Raw genomic sequence first — 18,624 nt, forward strand, 5'->3', positions numbered from 1 at the left:
AGGATAATGAAAATCATTGTGATCGGAGCAGGACCAGGGGGACTTGCAGCAGCTATGATGTTGCAAAGCAAAGGACATGATGTTCATATATATGAAAAACAGTCCTTTGTTGGCGGACGTAACTCTAAGTTTCAACTTGGTGATTTCACGTTTGATACAGGTCCTACTTTTCTCAGTATGATTCATATTGCAGAGGAACTGTTCACCTTTGCCGGTAAAAATCTCTATGATTATATAGATGTGATTGAATTAAAAGAAATGTATAGATTAATCTTTCAAGATGAGAAGCTTGATATGATTCGAGATCGAGACGAAATGTACAAACGGCTAGAAGCCTTTGCACCTGGTGAGGGCGAGGGGTATGTACGTTTTATGAATGATACAAAACGAAAAATGGACCGCCTAACGCCGATTCTACAAAGTAAAATGGATCGTTTCCATCATTACTTGCGACCAAAAGTCATCAAAGCACTTCCTCAGCTCTCATTAAATAAAAGCTTATATGATGTGCTGTCGGATTATTTCTCAAATGAATCAGTGAAATATGCCTTTACATTCCAATCAAAATATTTAGGGATGTCACCTTGGGAATGCCCAGGAGCGTTCTCAATTCTTTCCTTTATGGAGCATGACACAGGCGTTTATCATCCGAAAGGCGGAGTGAATCAGCTGTCAGAAGCGATGGCAAAGGCAGCTGTTGAATCTGGGGCTACCCTTCATCTATCAACTGGAGTTGACAAGTTGCTGACGGAAGGCAGGAAAGTGAAGGGCATTCGCTTAGAAACTGGTGAAGAAATACAGGCAGATGAGGTGGTCGTAAATGGTGATTTTGCACACGTGATGACAAAGCTTGTAGAGCCGGGTCTTTTAAAGAAATATAGCGAGAAGAAACTGAAAAAGAAAAAATTCTCATGCTCCACCTTCATGCTGTACCTAGGTTTAGATACGATATATGATGAGCCACATCATACCATCGTTTTTTCCGATGACTATGCGAAGTTCGTCAAAGAGATTACGAAAACCTTTGAGCTGCCGGATGATCCGTCCATTTATATTCAAAATGCAAGTGTGACAGATGATTCGCTTGCGCCAAAAGGCAAGTCCGCTCTTTATGTGTTAGCACCTGTTGCCAATAATCAAAGCGGTATTGACTGGGAAGTGTATCAAGAAGAATTTAGAGAGCTTGTGCTGGATACGCTGGAGCGGAAAACAGGCTTTAAGAATATCAGGCAGCATATTGAAGTCGAGCGGATGATCACGCCGAAGCACTGGGAAGAAGAGCTGTACGTGTATGAAGGAGCTACATTTAATCTGGGTCACCAGTTGACGCAGATGATGGTACTCAGGCCGCATAATGAATTTGATGAGTTGAAACACTGCTGGCTCGTTGGTGGAGGAACCCACCCGGGCAGCGGATTGCCAACCATTTTAGAATCAGCGCGTATTACGACAAATGCGATTCTGTCAAAAGAGAAACATACGCACAAAAGAGTGCCACATCAAGAAAAGGGGAGCGCCTCATGAAAAAACATATATTGATTGCTGGCGGCGGTATTGGCGGTATGATCTCAGCCCTCTATTTAAAAAAAGCTGGACATGATGTCACCCTTGTTGAAAAAAATGAACGGCTCGGCGGGAGACTTGCTTTTGTACGTGAGAAAGGATATAAAGTAGATGAAGGTCCGACCATTGTCCTACTTCCTGATATGTTAAAAGGCATTTTACATGACGTAGGCATTGATGAAACATCTCTTGATCTCTTGCAGCTCGATCCGCTGTATACGATCCACTATCAAGATGGAACCTCCTATACGAAATACTCTGATACACTGCGACAACTAGAAGAAATCAAACGTGTATTTCCAAAGGAAGAACAGGGATATTTAACATTTATGCAAGAAATGACGGATCGGTTTCAAGAAGGGCAGGAAGCTTTTCTAGAAAAATCATTTCATGAAAAACGAACCTTTTTTACAAAAGCGAACATGAAGATTTTAATGAAATTAAAAGCATATCGAACCGTTCAAAGTTCTCTCAAAAAATATTTTTCAGATGAGCGCCTCCGAGATGCATATGCACTTCAAACCCTCTATGTCGGAGGAAATCCGTATGAAGCATCTGCCATTTATTCGCTTGTTTCATATAGTGAGCACGCACACGGAATTTACTATTTAAAAGGCGGATATGCGAGTTTAGTAGATATATTGGAGAGACAGCTCTTAAAGACGGGTGTACACATAAGAAAAAGTGAAGAAGTCGCACAATTTGAGTTTGAGGGGAAACGTGTGGTCAAGGCAACAATAAATGATGAGCACATAGCAGCTGATGCATTTGTGATGAACGGAGATTATCCAGCGGCGTTAAAACAGCTTGGTTTAGGTGAACAAGACCGGCGTAAATACGTTCCATCCTCCGGCTGCGTGATGGTGTATCTAGGGTTAAACAAAGTATACGATGAAGCACCTGTTCATCAATTTTTCATGGGAGAACACTTTGATCAGCATATGAGAGAGGTGTTCCAAACGAAAACGATACCTCAAGATCCATCATTTTATACGTTTAATCCATCGACCATCGATCCATCCCTTGCCCCAGAAGGCAGCAGTGTCCTATATATGCTCATTCCTGTTCCATCAGGAGATCACATCGATTGGGAACAAGAGACAGACTTTGTGGATAAAATGGTGGAGCGTCTTGAGAAAAGAGGCTTTCCACAGCTGCGAGAGGCGGTTGTCTGGCAAAAGGTGAGAACACCGAATGATTCAATGCGAGAAGGATTGTTTGAAGGCGGCAGCTTTGGACTCGCTCCTAATTTGTTTCAATCAGGTGTGTTTCGCCCGCAAGTAAAGGTTGCAGATGTAGACAATCTATATGCGGTAGGTGCTTCCATCCATCCCGGCGGCGGGGTACCGATCGTGATGCAAAGTGCAAAGCTCATGGCTTCTGTACTGCTTAAAGAGCTGAACAACAGAAAGGAAGTGAAGCTAAGTGGTTGATGTGCAAACAGCATTGAAAATATGTGAAGAGACCATTCAAACCCATTCAAAAACGTTTTATCGTGCCTTTTCCATGCTGCCTAAAAAGAAAAGACAGGCTGTTTGGGCCGTATATTCTTTTTGTAGGAGAGCGGATGACATTGTAGATGAGTCTCCTTCACCAAAGGAAGAACTGGCGTCTTTTCAGGAGGCATTTGAACGTTTCTTGCAAGGAGAAGTAGATCGTGATGATCCAATGTGGGTGGCGCTGGAGTATACATTTCAACAGTTTCGTATGGATGAATCCCCATTCCGTGACCTGCTGCGAGGACAGGAGATGGATTTAGAGCAACATCGATATGAAACGTTAGATGAACTGCTCATCTATTCCTATCATGTCGCAAGTACAGTTGGATTAATGCTGCTTCCGATCATTGCACCGCGTAAAAAAGAACAGCTAAAAGAAGCTGCGATTTCCCTTGGGATTGGCATGCAGTTGACCAATATTCTTCGAGACATTGGTGAGGATAAGGCGGAAAGGAACCGCATTTATTTGCCAAAACAAGTCATGGATCAATTTGGGTATACAGAGCAAGAATTACAAGAAGGGATCGTCAATCAAGCCTTCCAGCACGTATGGGAATATATTGCTTTTGAGGCAGAGGCGTACTATGAGGAATTTTTTGACCATCTCCATGAATTCCCACTTTATTCAAGGATACCAGTGAAAGCAGCTGCTCACTTTTATAAGGCTATTTTAGATAAAACTAGAGAAAACGAATACCGCGTCTTTACGAAGCGGTCATATATTTCAACACAAGAAAAAGCACTTATTTTAGAAGATATTACGTAATGAAAAGAAGACAAAGGGCTAAAATAAAGTTCATTTTAGCCCTTTGTCAACAATCTGAAAGGACTGCACCCGCAGTCCTTTTTATGTGGAAGTAAACCGATACTCCGTCCACACCCTTGAACGCCACCGCCTATACATGAAGATACCTCTTACCCATTCATCCACGATAAAAGAAATCCAAACCCCGATAAGGCCCATCTCAAGTTGAATGCCTAATAAATAAGCGATCGGAAGGCCGATGCCCCACATTGAAATCATCGCCATATAGACTGGAAACTTCGCGTCACCAGCTGCCCGCAAGGAGTTGATGATGACCATATTAAAAGAACGTCCAGGCTCTAAAACAATCGTCAATATGAGGAGGAGGCTCGCGATTTGAATGATCTCACTGTTGCTAGTGAAAAAAGTAAGTAAATGCGTCGATGATAAAGATAAAGCAGTAGAAGAAAGAAGCGAGATGGCAATGGCCCAGTATAAGCTTTTCATGCATCTTCGATAGGCCGCATCAAATTCTTTCGCCCCGATCAGGCGCCCGATTAAGATTTGCGTTCCTTGGCTAATGGCGGCACCAAATAACATAATGAACATCATCAAATTCTGGGTATAGACTTTTGCTGCCAGTGCTTGCGTGCCCATAAATGTGATAAACAGCGTAATAATCATTTGAGAGCCATTATAAGAAAGCTGTTCTCCAGCAGAAGGAATGCCGATTTTTAGCAGTTTTTTTAAATGCGTTCGCTGGATGTAAAACATTCGCTTGAATGAAAACCGCAATCCAATGCGGTGTCGAACAATGAGGATCATGGCTGTTAGACCGATCAACCGTGCAAATGATGTGGAAAGAGCAACACCCATGACACCTAATACAGGGAAGCCAAATGGTCCAAAGATGACCAAATAATTACCAGCAACGTTTAACAGATTCATACCGATGGTGACATACATCGTATCTCTCGTGAATCCATAGCTTTTTAAAATAGCACTATAGGTCATAATGAGCGCCTGTATAAAAGACAGCAGGCCGACAATCTGTAAAAAGACGGTTGCATCTGGCATGAGCTCGCTTGATAATCCCATGATATGCAGGATGGGCACAGCTAACACAAACATAAGAAGACTGATCGCAAAGCTAATGAGGAAGTTGGTGCCTAGTGATACATAGGCAACTAGGGTCGCTTCCTGATTGCGGCCCGCTCCTAAAAGCTGCGCAATGACAATCGTCGTCCCAGTCGTAATGAAGCTGAACATCACAATCAATAGATTTAGTAGCTGATTGCTTACCCCTACTGCGGCAACACTATTGTCAGAATACTGGCTGAGCATCAGTGTATCTGCGCTCCCCATCAGCATATATAAAGAGATTTCGATAAAAATAGGCCAAGTTAATGCAAATAATGAAGGGTGGGATTTTTCACTTTTGGCTTGAACCTTTTGTATTGTCAGTGCTTGTGGTTTCATCACATCACCTTCTTTCGTATAAATCCGATTTATAGTGTACCTTGCATCGACTATAATAAGAAGAGATGAAACCGAAACTTATTGGAGAAATCCGACTTCATAAGGGGATGAATATGGGTCCATTTATTACATTTACTGTACCGCCATTTCCAGTCTATATTGCTTCAGGCAAAGGTGTATTCCATCCAGGAGAACGACATATCTCCAGAATTTTCACCGTGTTTGATCTTCTTTATGTCACGAAAGGTGAACTGTGGATCACAGAAGACGAGGTGCCTCATCACGTAAAAGAGGGAGAATATATCATCTTATCACCGGGACTTGCCCATGGTGGACATCTGCCATGCAAAGAAGAAACACTTTATGAGTGGCTGCATTTTTCAATTGATCCATTTGAGTTTACAGATCGGCCGAGAGAACACTGGTTTGACATGAAGCAAAATCAAGCCACTTTTGAAAAAGCAGCAAGCTATGAATTTCGTCTGCCCCGAAAAGGAAAAGTGAAAGGGGGAAGCGTGCTACAGAAGCATCTTTTAGCGATGCGCGCTTTAAATGATGATGCGTCTGAACTTCAGCTCAAAAAGCAGCTTCAATTTGAGGAAATGCTCATCCATTTACAAAAAGAAGCATTTCATATTCCAAGTGCAAAGGAGACTGTCGCTTCAGAAGTGGTTTACTATCTTGAACGTCATTTTACGCAAAAATTAAAGATGGAGAAGCTGGCAGAGATTCTTCATTATCATCCTGATTACATGACAAGGTGCATGCAGACCGTGTACGGACTGACGCCGAGCCAGTACATCAATCGACTCAAAATTGAAAAAGCCAAAAGCCTACTTGCTTCAACGAATGAAAAAATAGCTCTCATTGCAGAACATGTAGGCATTGATGACCCTACTTATTTTTCAAAGCTGTTTCGGCAAAATGAAGGCATGACGCCTATCGAGTATCGTCATCTTGCTAAAAGAACGACAAAGTAAAGGAACGTGAACAGATGAAAGGAAAAAAAGAAGAGATTGTGAGCATACGTCCATTAGACGAAACCGATTTAGAAGTGGTATGGCATTTAAGGTTTAAAGCACCAGACCAGGCCTATCGAAAGTGGAATGCACCGTATTTTATTGAACATGACATATCGCTTGCTGCATTTAAAAAACGCTATTTACAGGATGAATCTGTCCTGCCAAAACTATTTGGCATTGATGTAGGAGGTGAATTAAAGGGCACAGTTTCTTATTATTGGGAGAATGAACGCACACGCTGGCTGGAGTGCGGGATTCTTATTTATGACTCACGTTTTTGGAATGGGGGCGTTGGAACAAAGGCATTGCGTCTATGGATCGATGAACTCTTTTCACACATCGATATCCCACGCATCGGTCTGACCACCTGGTCTGGAAATGAACGCATGATGCGTTGCGCAGAGAAATGCGGGTTTATCCTTGAGGGAAGACTGCGTAAGGTTCGTTACTATCAAGGGGATTATTATGATTCGATGCGGTATGGGATGCTAAGAGAAGAATGGCAAAGCCTTCCGCACCATTCATTTGAATAGTTGTTTTTAAGATTAGGAAAAAAGTATAGTAAGATTCAATAAATTGAAAAAGAAGGGTGGCGGATGAATGTGAAATGGATTACAGGTTGGTTTGTATCCATATTAGTCGCAATCTACCTATTCGTTGATGCACCAAAACACGGGAAAAATAAATGGTTATGGGCCATCTTAGGCCTTTTACTCGGGCTCTTCACACTTGGAATATATCTCATTCAAACAGGAAGAAAAGGGTTGGGCTGGACAGTACTGATTGTGTCCATTCTCATCTATGCGATTGCCATCCTCGTCTTTGTCTTGTACTTTCTCATGCTGATCTTCGGGTACTCCAACGCAAATTAGAGAGTACGGCTGTGGCGATTTGTTTCACTTCAAGTTGCTACCGATTGATGGTTTGATTGCGCCAAAGCATCTTAGGATCAATGGTGATGGGGCGCGGTCAAGATGATCCTCATGTTTAACCATCTTATTTTATCTCATGTGGCTCACTGCTTTGGTCAAGTAAGTCCTTCATAAAGAAGGGCTTTTTTCTTTTATTTTTTGAGCAGGGACACCTGCAATGACAATCCGCTCTTCATGAAAGGAGCGATTCACTACTGCATTTGCTCCGATGGAAATATGATTCGCAATATAAATATTTCCAAACAGTTTAGCGCCAGGGCCGATCCATACATGATCTCCAATGACGGGCACATCTTTTTCATGATGGTTTTGACCGATATTCACGCCTTGATGAATATCACAAAACGATCCGATTTTGGCGTGCTTGTTCACAATCAACAGCCCAGTATGGTTGATTCTGAGCCCAGGTCCAAATACACCAATTGGGATATCAAAGCCAAGCTGCATGCCTTTCTTTTTATGTAAGTAACGATAAAACCATTTGCGTAACGTAGCACCGCTATTCGTATAGTACTCATATTTTCGTAAATATCTTTGATATTTCCAAATATCATCCCCAAGCCACTTTGGTCTTTTTCGATTGATGGCAAGTGCTTTCTGATCTTGTGCCAAGTAGTGGTGAAGGTCATGCTTCGTTAAAATCATCAGATCTCCCTCGATTCCCTTTCGTTTCAGAGAAATTATACCATCATACCCATTTATATCAAGATAAAATAACGTTCATTTTTTGTTTTACTGCATTCATTTCATTCGGCCGTCGCGTATCAAGCAAGGGAGCTACAACGCATAGAGCAAAAGAACCAGGAGAATTGTTTTGTAATTTTTTTCAATATTTTTCATACTCAAACGTTACATCGCCCTTATGGCTGTAGATGTTTGTAAAAAATACACGAAATTACTCGTTAAAAAGAGAATATAGCATTCATATGCTTTTAGAATCATCTTTTTGAATACAATTGACTTTCGTATCTTACATCCTCTAGGCTAGTAAATGAAAATGATAATCTTTATCAATTGGAGGAGTGTTTTATTATGTCCATCAAAACCGTTTCTAAAAATCAGCAATTTTTAGAGCAACAAAGTCAAAGAGAATCTAATGCAAGGTCTTACCCGAGACGGTTCCCATTAGCCATGCAAAAAGCCGAAGGTATGATCGTGACAGATGCAGATGGTAGAGAATTTTATGACTGCCTAGCAGGTGCAGGAACACTTGCCCTTGGTCACAATCACCCGGTTGTTATAGATGCTATTGAACGTATGCTTCATGAAAAAAGACCGTTGCATACGCTGGACATCACTTCAGAGATTAAAGAAGAATTTGTGAATGAGATTTTTTCTCACTTGCCAGAAGAGTTTGCAAAAAGAGCAAAAATTCAATTTTGTGGACCAACTGGTGGTGATGCTATAGAAGCAGCAATTAAATTAGTCAAGACAGCGACGGGAAATCGTTCCATTCTATCATTCCACGGAGCATATCATGGTGCTACGCATGGCACGATGTCATTAAGCGGCAACTTATCGCCAAAGGAAAAAGTACAAGGATTAATGCCAGATGTTCACTTCCTGCCTTATCCATATGAATACCGCTGCCCATTTGGAATTGGCGGTAAAGATTCACATCGCATTTCCAGCTCTTATATTGAGCGTGTATTAAATGACCCTGAGAGTGGAATTCTTCCGCCAGCAGGCATGATCTTTGAAGCGGTCCAAGGGGAGGGCGGCTCCATCCCGGCATCAATTGAATGGATACAAGAAATGAGACGAATCACAAAAGAAAAAGGAATTCCACTTATTATTGATGAGGTTCAATCAGGCATCGGCCGAACGGGTAAGATGTTTGCCTTTGAACATGCTGGTATTGTGCCAGATGTCATTGTGTTATCAAAAGCAATTGGGGGAAGCCTTCCGCTATCCGTTGTGATTTATGACAAAGACTTAGATCAATGGAATCCAGGTGCACACATTGGCACGTTTAGAGGAAATCAAATGGCGATGGCAGCTGGAACTGCTACGCTTAAATATATAAAAGAAACCAATCTGCTTGATCATGTAGAAGCGCTTGGTCAGCGTATGCAGGCGAATCTAAAAGACATTCAAAAACAAGTGCCTGCTCTCGGTGATGTGCGAGGAAGAGGATTAATGATTGGTGTTGAAGTTGTGAATCCAGATGAGAAACAGGATGTGGACGGCAGTTATCCAGCAAATCCAGAGCTAGCCAGTCTCATTCAAAAGAATTGTTTCGATAAAGGCTTAATTGTGGAGACAGGAGGCCGTTTTGGAAGTGTGATTCGATTCTTACCACCTTTGATCATGACAGAAGAACAGCTTGAAAAAGTCATCACGATTTTTAAAGAGGCAGTTTACGATGCAGTCAACTAAACCATCTGTCGATTCATTATTTATTCAACAAAGCCAGCTTGGGAGGGAGTCCTTCCAAGCGGCACTCTACACATCCATCGACAGCTTACTGGCAGAGTGGCAAACAAGCAGAGGACCGTATAGCGGAATATTGCCTGGGAAATTAGCGACTCATGTCGAATCGTTATTCCAGATTCAACCGGCTGGTGAATCCATTGAGTCTGTTTTTCAAGATATAAAAAATCACCTTTTACCGCATTTAGTGGATGTGTCACATCCTAAATGCCTGGCACATTTGCATTGCCCACCTCTTATCCCTGCTCTGGCAGCAGAGGTGATCGTAAGTTCCTTTAACCAATCAATGGATTCCTTTGATCAAAGCGGCATTGCATCTTTGGTTGAGGAGGAAATCCTCAAGTGGTTATGTGAAAAGTTTTCTTATGGAGAACGAGCAGATGGGACCTTTACGAGCGGTGGAACCCAATCTAACTACATGGGACTGCTTTTAGCAAGAGATGCATTTTGCGAAAACACTTGGCAATGGAATGTACAGCAGAAAGGGTTGCCGAGCGAGGCAAATCGTATGCGGATTCTTTGCTCCAAGAATGCCCACTTCACTGTGAAAAAATCAGCATCTCAGTTAGGTTTAGGTGAACAGGCTGTTGTGTTAGTTGAGACGGACGAACATCACCGAATGGACCTGCATGATTTGCAGAAGAAGCTTATGGAGCTTAAAGAGCAGGATTTGCTTCCATTTGCAGTCGTGGCGACTTGCGGGACAACTGATTTTGGCAGTATTGATCCTGTACATGACATATATGACATGGTGAAGCCTTTCGGTTTGTGGATTCATGCAGATGCTGCCTATGGAGGAGCGCTTGTATTAAGCAAAACGTTCCGAGGAAAATTAGATGGCATCGAGCTTGCTGATTCGATCACGATCGACTTTCATAAGCAATTTTATCAGCCGATCTCCTGCGGGGCATTTCTACTAAAGGATAAAAGATATTTTGGTTTGATTGATTACCATGCAGATTATCTCAATCCAAAGGAAGATGAACTGGAAGGCATTCTGCATCTCGTGAATAAATCTGTTCAGACGACGCGCCGGTTTGATGCGCTAAAACTCCTTCTCTCTCTGCGTATGATTGGAGAAGAAGGATTTGCAAGTATCATTGACCATACCATCCAATTTTCGAAAGATGTGGCTACGTTGATTGAGAAAAATGAGCATCTTGAGGTGATCAATCCTGATCCAGAAATCAATGCAGTCGTGTTCCGTTTTATAGATGATCATCAAGCAGATGACATCAATAAAATCATTCATCGCACACTTTTCCAAACAGGAACGGCTGTCGTAGCAAAAACAGTAGCCGATGGTCAAACTTGCTTAAAATTCACTTTGTTAAATCCGAGAACGACTATTACACATATTGAGGAAATCCTTTCTGACATTGTTGATATCGGGATCGCTCATATTCAATCCGGGAGGGTACTACGTTGAGTCAATATAAACAAATGGCTGAAAATGCAACGATGCAAAGCTTTTTAAACTGTTTTTTACGTGAAACAGGAATTGATCGATCTGCAAAGAAAGAGACAAAAGCAGACGGCTCACTTGTATTTGTAGCAGCATTAGCAAAACAAGATCTTGAGCTTGTCATTCCGATTCGATATTTTTCGCCTGTAGGCCGTCATCTCTTTGATTTTCCCGTTCGCTTTCGCCCGCAAGGCAGTGAGCAACAGGGAACGATCGTCGATTACACCACACTTGTTGCTTTATGTTCAAAGGAACTTCTCATTGAATACGGCCGCACAGATGCAGAGGATGAGTTCATGCTTCGCATCATTTTAAGCTGCCGGAATATTGAACGATTCATCAGAGAGAGAGAAAGTGATCGAGCAGCTCTTTCTTCAGCTGATTTTGAATATATCGAAGCGGAGCAGTCACTTCTTCTTGGGCATTTAACGCATCCTACACCAAAAAGCAGACAAGGAATGACAGAAGAGGAGGAAGCGATTTATTCTCCTGAGCTGAAAGGCTCTTTCCAGCTTCATTACTTTAAAGCACATCCGTCAATTGTGCTTCAGGATTCTTCTCTTTCACAATCTGCGGCAAGTCTCATGTTTGAGGAGCTCATGCGCCAGATGCCAGAAGAAAAAGAGAGACTGACGACGTTAACAGAAGGCGGTGAATATGTCCTGATTCCGATTCATCCGCTACAAGTCCAAGTGGTCATGGGGAAAGCGTTCGTCAAGCGTTATATAGAGGACGGGATGCTGACGTATTTAGGGCCGCTAGGATCTGAATACACAGCGACATCTTCCTTTAGAACGGTCTATCAAAAAGACTCTGCGTACATGCTTAAATTCTCTGTCCCTGTAAAGATCACAAACTCTTTACGCGTTAACAAACAAAAGGAACTTGATCGTGGAGTTGAGATGTCACGTATCTTAAAAACAGAATTAGGCGTTTCTTTATATGACAAATTCTCTGGATTCCGTGTGATTGAAGATCCTGCGTATCTATCTATTCAAGGGGATGAGGCGGAATCTGGCTTTGAAGTCGTCATTCGTCAAAATCCATTTTTGCATCATGAAAAAGGGGCAAGCTTAATTGCAGGGCTATGTCAGGATCATGCATACGGAGGAAAATCAAGGCTTTCAGGCATTATCCATGAATTAGCAGACGCTGAAGGCAGATCAACAGAAGATGTCAGCCGTGATTGGTTCACACAATATTTATCGATTGCGTTAGAGCCGATGCTTTGGCTGTTTGAAACGTATGGACTTGCCCTTGAAGCCCATCAGCAAAATGCTGTCGTACAGCTAAAGAATGGATATCCGCACACATTCTATTATCGTGACAACCAAGGCTACTATTATAGCGAATCGAAAAAGGATCAGCTTGCGAAGCTTGTTCAAAACTTAAGCGTCAGAAGTGAAACCATTTGTGCAGACGATGTAGCGGTTGAGAGACTGCGTTACTATTTCTTCTTTAATCATTTGTTTGGTCTTGTGAATGGTTTTGGTACAGAGGGGCTTGCAAAAGAAGAAGATTTATTAGCCCTGATTAGAGACACACTGATTGCGCATGAAGAGACATATGGTGCATCTGAGCTGACGAACAGTCTTCTCCGGTCACAGGAACTGCCTTCAAAAGCGAACTTACTCACGCGATTTGAAGATATGGATGAGCTGACCGGTTCTTTAGAAACTCAATCCAGGTACACGTCTGTATTGAATCCGCTCTTTTTACATAAGGAGGCGCTGATTGGATGAGGCATCGAATTGGGTTCATTCGCGCTGAATATGAACGGGACGTCCAGCTTGTCCACAAGTGGATGCAAGAAGAGTATGTCCACCCATTTTGGCATTTGAATATTCCATTTCCTGCTTTTGAAAAGCACTTTTATCAGGCCATTCATGATCCGCATCAAACCCTTTATTTAGGAACCATTGATGGAACGCCGATGAGCTATTTTGAAGCATACAATGTGAAAGGGGATATCATTGAATCGTACTATGAGCCTTCTCCGCATGATCAAGGCATTCACCTGTTAATTGGAGAGCCAGATTATGTAGGGAAAGGATTTGCGGCTCCGCTGCTTCAAGCCATGACAGCATTTCAGTTTGAGCAGAACAAACGAACAGAAAAAATCGTGGCTGAGCCAGATATTCGGAACGAAAAAATGATTCATGTCTTTGAAAAGTGTGGATTCGAACGTGTGAAACCAGTTACTTTACCAGATAAAACAGGTCTTTTGATGTTTTGTCATCGAGATCGATTTGAAAGGAAGTATAACCATGACGCGGTTCAACAAGCAAAATAATGTAGTGGATGTCATTGGGATTGGTATTGGACCATTTAACCTAGGGCTTGCTGCATTATCTGAAGAAGTAGATGAAATTGACGCTTTGTTTTTTGAAAGAAGTGAAGCGTTCCACTGGCATCCAGGTATGCTCATTGAAGGGACAACACTTCAAGTCCCCTTTTTAGCGGATCTTGTCAGTATGGCGGATGTGAAAAGTAAATATAGCTTTCTCAACTATTTGCAGGAACAAAACCGTTTGTATTCATTTTACTTTCTAGAAGACTTCCATATCCCACGCAAGGAATATAGCCATTATTGCCGCTGGGTCGCGGATCAATTAGATTCTTGCCGATTTGGCATGAATGTCGAATCTGTCTCCATCGTTGAAAAAGCTGGAGAAAAACGATATGAAGTGCATGTCCGTCATGTGAAAGATCAAACGGTAGAGGTGTTTGAAAGTAAGCATCTTGTTTTAGGTATCGGTACACAGCCTGCGGTACCAGCATCTCTTCAGCCAGCTTTAGGGGATCGGGTGTTTCATTCTGCTGATTACTTGAAACGAAAGAAAGAAGGCTGTTTTAAAGGAAAATCCGTGACGGTCATCGGTTCTGGTCAAAGTGCGGCAGAAGTATTCTATGACATTTTATCAGACGATGAGGCGAAGGATATTCATTGGTTTACACGCTCTAAAGGGTTTTTCCCAATGGAATATTCAAATTTGGGTCTTGAGTATTTCTCTCCAGACTATATTGATTTCTTTTATGAGCTTCCTCAGCCTAAAAAAGATGCGCTATTAAAGCAGCAAGATTTGCTGTATAAAGGCATCAGCTCAGCGATGATCCGAGATATTTATCACTTGCTTTATGAACGTTCTGCTTGCGGAGAGCAGCTGAACACCGTGCTGCAGGCGATGACGGAAGTCAATTTGATTGAGGAAACGAGGGACGGCTTATCGCTTTCATGCAATCAATGGGTCAAAGAGGAATCCTTTACGCATGAGACAGACATTGTCGTCTTGGCAACGGGCTATCAATCTGTATTACCGCCATTTATTGATCCGATTTCCCATCATATTCAGTGGGATCATCAAGGACGCTTCCAGGTTGAACGTGAATATCGATTGAAAACAAACACATTAGGTGAAAATGATATTTTTGTACAAAATGCAGAGCTTCATACACATGGAGTAGGCGCACCAGATTTAGGGCTAGGGGCGTACCGAAACTGTGTCATTATCAATGAACTGGCTCGTCGACCTGTGTATCCACTTTATCAAAAGCATGTTTTCCAGACATTCGGTACACATAAACACGCAAATACATTTGAAGAAATCAAAGGGTAAGGAGGATGAACCGATGAGTGTACAAGATGAATTGAAAAAAGCGGTCAATCCTGCTGCTTGGAAAAAAGCAAACCAACGAATGGTGGCAAAAATGCTGTCCGAATATATGTATGAGGATATGCTTCATCCCGTTCAGCTAGATCATCAGGATGGCATCGCCCAATATGAATTAATCATTCACGAACAGAAGAAATATCGTTATCTCGCAAAACCTCGTTTGTTTGATAGTTTTGATACGATTGCTGAATCGATCGAGTGCTGTCAAGACGGAACATGGACAAAGGATGTTAGTGCCATTGTGTTTTTACTAGACATTCAGCCAATCATCCCAATGTCTTCTGAAACAACTGGCCATCTGATCAAAGAGCTTCACCATACCTTGTTAGCTGATGTTCATTTGCTGTCGAAAAAAGCACTTCGTGCAGATGAGCTGACGGATACAGATTATGCATGGATTGAAGGCGAGATGACTGGTCATCCGTGGATCGTCTATAACAAAGGGCGTATTGGGTTCAGCTACGATGATTACTTAGCCTATGCACCTGAAAGGCAGGAATGTGTGCAGCTGTCTTGGATTGCTGTTCACCGAGAACTTGCGACTTTCCATGCGGTCGATCATGAGAACTATGAGCACATCATTGCCAAGGAATTAGACGAAGTCACGATTCGTCAATTCCAACGTGTGTTAAAGGATGAAGGGCTAAATGCGGCTGATTATTATATGATGCCTGTTCATAAATGGCAGTGGACGCATATGATCATCCAGCATTTCCCTGAAGATTTAGCCATGCGCCGTATTGTGTATTTAGGAGAAGGGCTGGATCAATATATTCCACAGCAATCGATCAGAACCTTTACAAACATCTCAAATAAAGGCAAGCATCATATTAAACTGCCAATGAGTATTTTAAATACGCTAGTGTACCGGGGACTCCCATCAGAACGTACGGTGATTGCTCCTCGTATTACAGCACATATTAAAGGAATCGCCGATCAAGACGCCTTTTTATCCGATGTATGCCGCGTGATTTTACCAGGTGAGAATGCGAGTATCAATGTTGATCATCCTTATTACAGCAAGCTACCTGGTGCGCCATATCAATACCTTGAAATGCTTGGGGTCATTTTTAGAGAAAGCATTTATACGTATTTAGATGAAGGGGAGAGCCCTGTTACGCTGGCGGCACTGACGTATGAAGATCATGAAGGCGAGCCTTATCTGAAGCAGCTCATTGAAAAATCGGGTCTGTCAGCAAAAGAATGGATGGCGTCATTCTTCCATGTTGTCATGCCGCCGCTTCTGCACTTTATGTATCAATATGGCACGGTGTTTTCACCGCACGGACAAAATACAATTCTTGTATTAAAAGATCACAAGCCGCATCGTTTGGCGATCAAAGATTTTGTTGATGATGTGAACATTAGTGATCAACCGCTGCCTGAATTGGCTTCATTAGAAGAAGATCTAAAGGAAGTGTTGCGTAGTGAGCCGCCTGAGGGTCTTGTACAATTTATTTTTACGGGCCTGTTTATTTGCAATCTTCGTTACGTGTCAAACGTGTTAGACAATCACAATCTGTTAGATGAAACGACGCTTTGGCGCTTGCTTGCAGAAGAAATTCAGCAGTATCAAAAGCAATTTCCACAGCTAAAAGATCGTTTTGCTTTATTTGATCTATTCCAGCCTCAGCTGACAAAGCTTTGCTTAAACCGTAATCGCATGATTGATTACGGCTATGGAGATGGAGATGACCGGCCGCATGCATCAGAGCATGGCAAGGTCACAAATGCACTCGCTCAAGTTCTCTCATCCGTAGGCGAAAAATAAAAAAGAAAAGCTGTAGACAACATCTGTCTACAGCTTTTTGATTTTTTATGAAAATGCTTGTGAGGCCAGGAAATAGAGAAGCGCCGGATCGTTCTGCTTTTCGTTCCCGCGAATCACCATAAAATGTGCGACGTTTGTTTTCGTAAATCCTGCTTCTACAAGTGATGCATGCAGGCGTTCAGCTGTTTCTTCCTGCATATCTATACGAAAGGCGCCAGAATAAGACGTGAGAAGTGATTGAATGAGTGCTAGCGCCGTTTGTTCATCGTTTGCTGCAAGCGGGCCAATCATCAGATTAGCTGGTGTTTCCACACCAAACGCGAAGCCGGTGATTTCGTGGTGTTCATCCTTTGCGATCAGTTTAAATGCTGCTCGCTCCATTCGTTTTATTAAGAAGTTTGATCGATTGGTTCCTGCGCCTTTTTCATCCAGTCTTTCAATAGACGGGAGGTGCGTTTCATCAGCGGGAAAAAGATGAATCTGATGTGACACGTGAAGCGCACTAGGGTTTGTTTTTTGTGCTTTGTATGTATGAATATAACCGGCTGTCTGAAAGCCGATTTTTTCATAGACTGGCTGTCCTTGTACAGTAGCCGTTAAAACGACAGGGACACTTGGATCACTATGACGAAGCAGTGTGTCAATCATTTGACGGGCAAGACCGAGGCCTCGATGTGTCTCAGATACAATGACCGCTCCAATTGATGCCACACTGTCATACTGAAAAAGTCCAGCGCATGAAATGACTTGTCCTTCAGTTGTTGTAAAACCGGTAAAATGTCCATTTGTTAAAAGAGATGTGAGCTCTTCCGCATTGTAATCAGGCCAATCGACCTCTTTTGACAATGCGACAAGGTCTGGTATGTCATCAAGGGTTAAAGATCGTTGAATAACGTTTGGCAATACACGCAACTCCTTCTTAGCTGATTTCTCTCTATGTATCGTACCATAAGAACGCATAAGAAAAAGGAAAAGGGGATACCTTTTCCTTTTGTCTAGTTTAATAATTGAGGTCACGGTTGTATTCATATTCAAAGGTGAGCTGTAAGTTCTTAATTGAGACAACGCCTACTTTGATTAACCGTCCACCGATCAATTGAGGAACCTCGGTTGCATTAAAAGAAACAAAAAAGCGGTCTTTTGCTGGCACTTGACTTGTTTTATAAGAAGAGATGTCAACTTTTTGACCGTTCCAAGGTACGTTCACTGTTCCGCCTTTTAAGGAAGAGACGGTGAATACATAATTATATGCATTTGTACTACCTTTTTCAGCTTCTAATGACAGGCCAGTGACAACGGCATCCTGCGGCAAGCTGCTTAAATCAAAAGAAGAATTGGGAGATCCGGCTTCATTGAAACTATTCAATGTGGCAGGTGATCCATATCGTTTGGTTGTGCCTTTTTCAATACTTTTATCAAAGACAATACGATACATGTTGTCCTCTTCATTTAATAATTGCTTTGGTTTGACGGCTAAATAGTAGTCAGTACTGGCGGCAATTTTCGGCATATGGATGATTTCATTTTGGTTGTTTGTCCGCACAGAGGAAGACACGAGTGACCCGCTCTGATTGTAAAGATAAAGATCGAAATCATTTCCAGCTTTCACATTGACGAGTTTGATAGAAAAGCGGCCATCTGCTCCATCAAATTTAGAGCTGGTGAACCGATAAAAATCAATGTCATTCATAGAAGAGATACTACCTTCGTGATATAAATAGGTCTTGTTTAGATGAAGAGAGTGCTGTAAGAATTGAGCTTTGTCCATCGTATCATTGTTTGCATAATCACTGTCTGGATACAGATGCTCCAATTCTTCTGTATAATATTTTGTTTGTTTCGTAGACGTTTCACTTGCTTGAGCAGGTGATTGGAAAAGAGGGCTAGCGATAAAGAGGCCTGTAAGCAATAAAACCCCGATCTTCTTTTTGAACATGACAAACATCTCCTTTTAAGTAAATGACTTTCATTTATAATATCGGTAAATAAACGTATTTTTTCATATATATTCCATTTTTATTTATAAAAAGAACCTCCAATT

General features: G+C 42.0%; 16 protein-coding genes. 12 read left to right on the plus strand and 4 right to left on the minus strand.

All coding sequences use genetic code 11. The annotated features are described in order from the left end of the window. Positions 1-6: 6 nt before the first annotated feature. From ASG46_RS15565 to ASG46_RS15575, 3 genes are read left to right on the plus strand one after another with little or no spacing between them, the layout of a single operon-like run. Positions 7-1,524, plus strand: a complete 1,518-nt coding sequence (locus tag ASG46_RS15565; RefSeq protein WP_056705142.1) for a phytoene desaturase family protein — start codon at positions 7-9, stop codon at positions 1,522-1,524. Then, entirely contained in the window at positions 1,521-2,996 is a 1,476-nt protein-coding gene (locus ASG46_RS15570; RefSeq protein WP_056705144.1) for a phytoene desaturase family protein, read from the plus strand. The genes ASG46_RS15565 and ASG46_RS15570 overlap by 4 nt, the downstream gene beginning before the upstream one ends. Next, a complete protein-coding gene (locus ASG46_RS15575) occupies positions 2,989-3,828 on the plus strand; it encodes a phytoene/squalene synthase family protein (protein ID WP_024720032.1) in 840 nt (279 codons plus the stop codon). The genes ASG46_RS15570 and ASG46_RS15575 overlap by 8 nt, the downstream gene beginning before the upstream one ends. 81 nt (positions 3,829-3,909) lie before the next feature. On the opposite strand, the gene ASG46_RS15580 is transcribed toward ASG46_RS15575, so the two are convergent. Continuing rightward, positions 3,910-5,286 carry an MATE family efflux transporter gene (locus ASG46_RS15580; RefSeq protein ID WP_056705147.1) on the minus strand — a complete coding sequence of 459 codons (1,377 nt, stop codon included), beginning with the start codon at positions 5,284-5,286 and terminating at the stop codon, positions 3,910-3,912. A 113-nt stretch (positions 5,287-5,399) separates the two neighbouring features. Here ASG46_RS15580 and ASG46_RS15585 point away from each other — a divergent pair, with 113 nt between their 5' ends. The 3 genes from ASG46_RS15585 (at position 5,400) to ASG46_RS15595 (ending at position 7,180) form a co-directional block, all read left to right on the plus strand. Then, complete coding sequence (locus ASG46_RS15585) at positions 5,400-6,266, plus strand: AraC family transcriptional regulator (RefSeq protein WP_056705149.1); 867 nt, start codon at positions 5,400-5,402, stop codon at positions 6,264-6,266. 14 nt (positions 6,267-6,280) lie between these two features. Continuing rightward, the gene (locus ASG46_RS15590; protein WP_056705151.1) at positions 6,281-6,841 is read left to right on the plus strand and encodes a GNAT family N-acetyltransferase; all 561 of its coding nucleotides are present in this window, start codon (positions 6,281-6,283) and stop codon (positions 6,839-6,841) included. A gap of 63 nt (positions 6,842-6,904) precedes the next feature. After that, positions 6,905-7,180 carry a hypothetical protein gene (locus tag ASG46_RS15595; RefSeq protein WP_056705153.1) on the plus strand — a complete coding sequence of 92 codons (276 nt, stop codon included), beginning with the start codon at positions 6,905-6,907 and terminating at the stop codon, positions 7,178-7,180. Positions 7,181-7,348: 168 nt separating this feature from the next. Here the strand turns inward: ASG46_RS15595 and ASG46_RS15600 are convergent, their stop codons facing one another. After that, positions 7,349-7,885: a serine O-acetyltransferase gene (locus ASG46_RS15600; RefSeq protein ID WP_008348575.1), complete on the minus strand. Its 537-nt coding sequence runs from the start codon at positions 7,883-7,885 to the stop codon at positions 7,349-7,351. 387 nt (positions 7,886-8,272) lie between these two features. On the opposite strand from ASG46_RS15600, the gene ASG46_RS15605 reads away from it, so the two are divergent. The 6 genes from ASG46_RS15605 to ASG46_RS15630 are packed head-to-tail and all read left to right on the plus strand — an operon-like array spanning position 8,273 to position 16,583. Further along, a complete protein-coding gene (locus ASG46_RS15605) occupies positions 8,273-9,619 on the plus strand; it encodes an aspartate aminotransferase family protein (RefSeq protein ID WP_017360200.1) in 1,347 nt (448 codons plus the stop codon). Beyond that, on the plus strand, positions 9,606-11,102 hold the full coding sequence (locus ASG46_RS15610) for a pyridoxal phosphate-dependent decarboxylase family protein (protein ID WP_056705155.1): 1,497 nt from the start codon (positions 9,606-9,608) through the stop codon (positions 11,100-11,102). Before ASG46_RS15605 ends, ASG46_RS15610 begins: the two co-directional genes overlap by 14 nt. Further along, complete coding sequence (locus ASG46_RS15615) at positions 11,099-12,880, plus strand: IucA/IucC family protein (RefSeq protein ID WP_056705157.1); 1,782 nt, start codon at positions 11,099-11,101, stop codon at positions 12,878-12,880. Before ASG46_RS15610 ends, ASG46_RS15615 begins: the two co-directional genes overlap by 4 nt. After that, on the plus strand, positions 12,877-13,431 hold the full coding sequence (locus ASG46_RS15620) for a GNAT family N-acetyltransferase (RefSeq protein ID WP_007499091.1): 555 nt from the start codon (positions 12,877-12,879) through the stop codon (positions 13,429-13,431). Before ASG46_RS15615 ends, ASG46_RS15620 begins: the two co-directional genes overlap by 4 nt. Further along, the gene (locus ASG46_RS15625) at positions 13,406-14,755 is read left to right on the plus strand and encodes a lysine N(6)-hydroxylase/L-ornithine N(5)-oxygenase family protein (RefSeq protein ID WP_056705159.1); all 1,350 of its coding nucleotides are present in this window, start codon (positions 13,406-13,408) and stop codon (positions 14,753-14,755) included. The genes ASG46_RS15620 and ASG46_RS15625 overlap by 26 nt, the downstream gene beginning before the upstream one ends. Before the next feature lie 13 nt (positions 14,756-14,768). Continuing rightward, complete coding sequence (locus tag ASG46_RS15630) at positions 14,769-16,583, plus strand: IucA/IucC family protein (RefSeq protein ID WP_048002557.1); 1,815 nt, start codon at positions 14,769-14,771, stop codon at positions 16,581-16,583. A 45-nt stretch (positions 16,584-16,628) separates the two neighbouring features. Here the strand turns inward: ASG46_RS15630 and ASG46_RS15635 are convergent, their stop codons facing one another. Both ASG46_RS15635 and ASG46_RS15640 read right to left on the minus strand, forming a co-directional pair. Next, entirely contained in the window at positions 16,629-17,486 is an 858-nt protein-coding gene (locus ASG46_RS15635) for a GNAT family N-acetyltransferase (RefSeq protein WP_056705160.1), read from the minus strand. Positions 17,487-17,583: 97 nt separating this feature from the next. Continuing rightward, complete coding sequence (locus tag ASG46_RS15640) at positions 17,584-18,519, minus strand: hypothetical protein (protein ID WP_008348558.1); 936 nt, start codon at positions 18,517-18,519, stop codon at positions 17,584-17,586. Positions 18,520-18,624: the final 105 nt, after the last annotated feature.

It is taken from the genome of Bacillus sp. Leaf49, assembly GCF_001426125.1.
GTDB lineage: Bacteria > Bacillota > Bacilli > Bacillales > Bacillaceae > Bacillus > Bacillus altitudinis.

Bases quoted from the DNA above. Each gene is read 5' to 3' on its own strand.
- ASG46_RS15565 (WP_056705142.1), top strand. From the start codon at position 7: ATGAAAATCATTGTGATCGGAGCAGGACCAGGGGGACTTGCAGCAGCT.
- ASG46_RS15570 (WP_056705144.1), top strand. From the start codon at position 1,521: ATGAAAAAACATATATTGATTGCTGGCGGCGGTATTGGCGGTATGATC.
- ASG46_RS15580 (WP_056705147.1), bottom strand. From the start codon at position 5,286: ATGAAACCACAAGCACTGACAATACAAAAGGTTCAAGCCAAAAGTGAA.
- ASG46_RS15585 (WP_056705149.1), top strand. From the start codon at position 5,400: ATGGGTCCATTTATTACATTTACTGTACCGCCATTTCCAGTCTATATT.
- ASG46_RS15590 (WP_056705151.1), top strand. From the start codon at position 6,281: ATGAAAGGAAAAAAAGAAGAGATTGTGAGCATACGTCCATTAGACGAA.
- ASG46_RS15595 (WP_056705153.1), top strand. From the start codon at position 6,905: ATGAATGTGAAATGGATTACAGGTTGGTTTGTATCCATATTAGTCGCA.
- ASG46_RS15600 (WP_008348575.1), bottom strand. From the start codon at position 7,885: ATGATTTTAACGAAGCATGACCTTCACCACTACTTGGCACAAGATCAG.
- ASG46_RS15605 (WP_017360200.1), top strand. From the start codon at position 8,273: ATGTCCATCAAAACCGTTTCTAAAAATCAGCAATTTTTAGAGCAACAA.
- ASG46_RS15610 (WP_056705155.1), top strand. From the start codon at position 9,606: ATGCAGTCAACTAAACCATCTGTCGATTCATTATTTATTCAACAAAGC.
- ASG46_RS15620 (WP_007499091.1), top strand. From the start codon at position 12,877: ATGAGGCATCGAATTGGGTTCATTCGCGCTGAATATGAACGGGACGTC.
- ASG46_RS15625 (WP_056705159.1), top strand. From the start codon at position 13,406: ATGACGCGGTTCAACAAGCAAAATAATGTAGTGGATGTCATTGGGATT.
- ASG46_RS15630 (WP_048002557.1), top strand. From the start codon at position 14,769: ATGAGTGTACAAGATGAATTGAAAAAAGCGGTCAATCCTGCTGCTTGG.
- ASG46_RS15640 (WP_008348558.1), bottom strand. From the start codon at position 18,519: ATGTTCAAAAAGAAGATCGGGGTTTTATTGCTTACAGGCCTCTTTATC.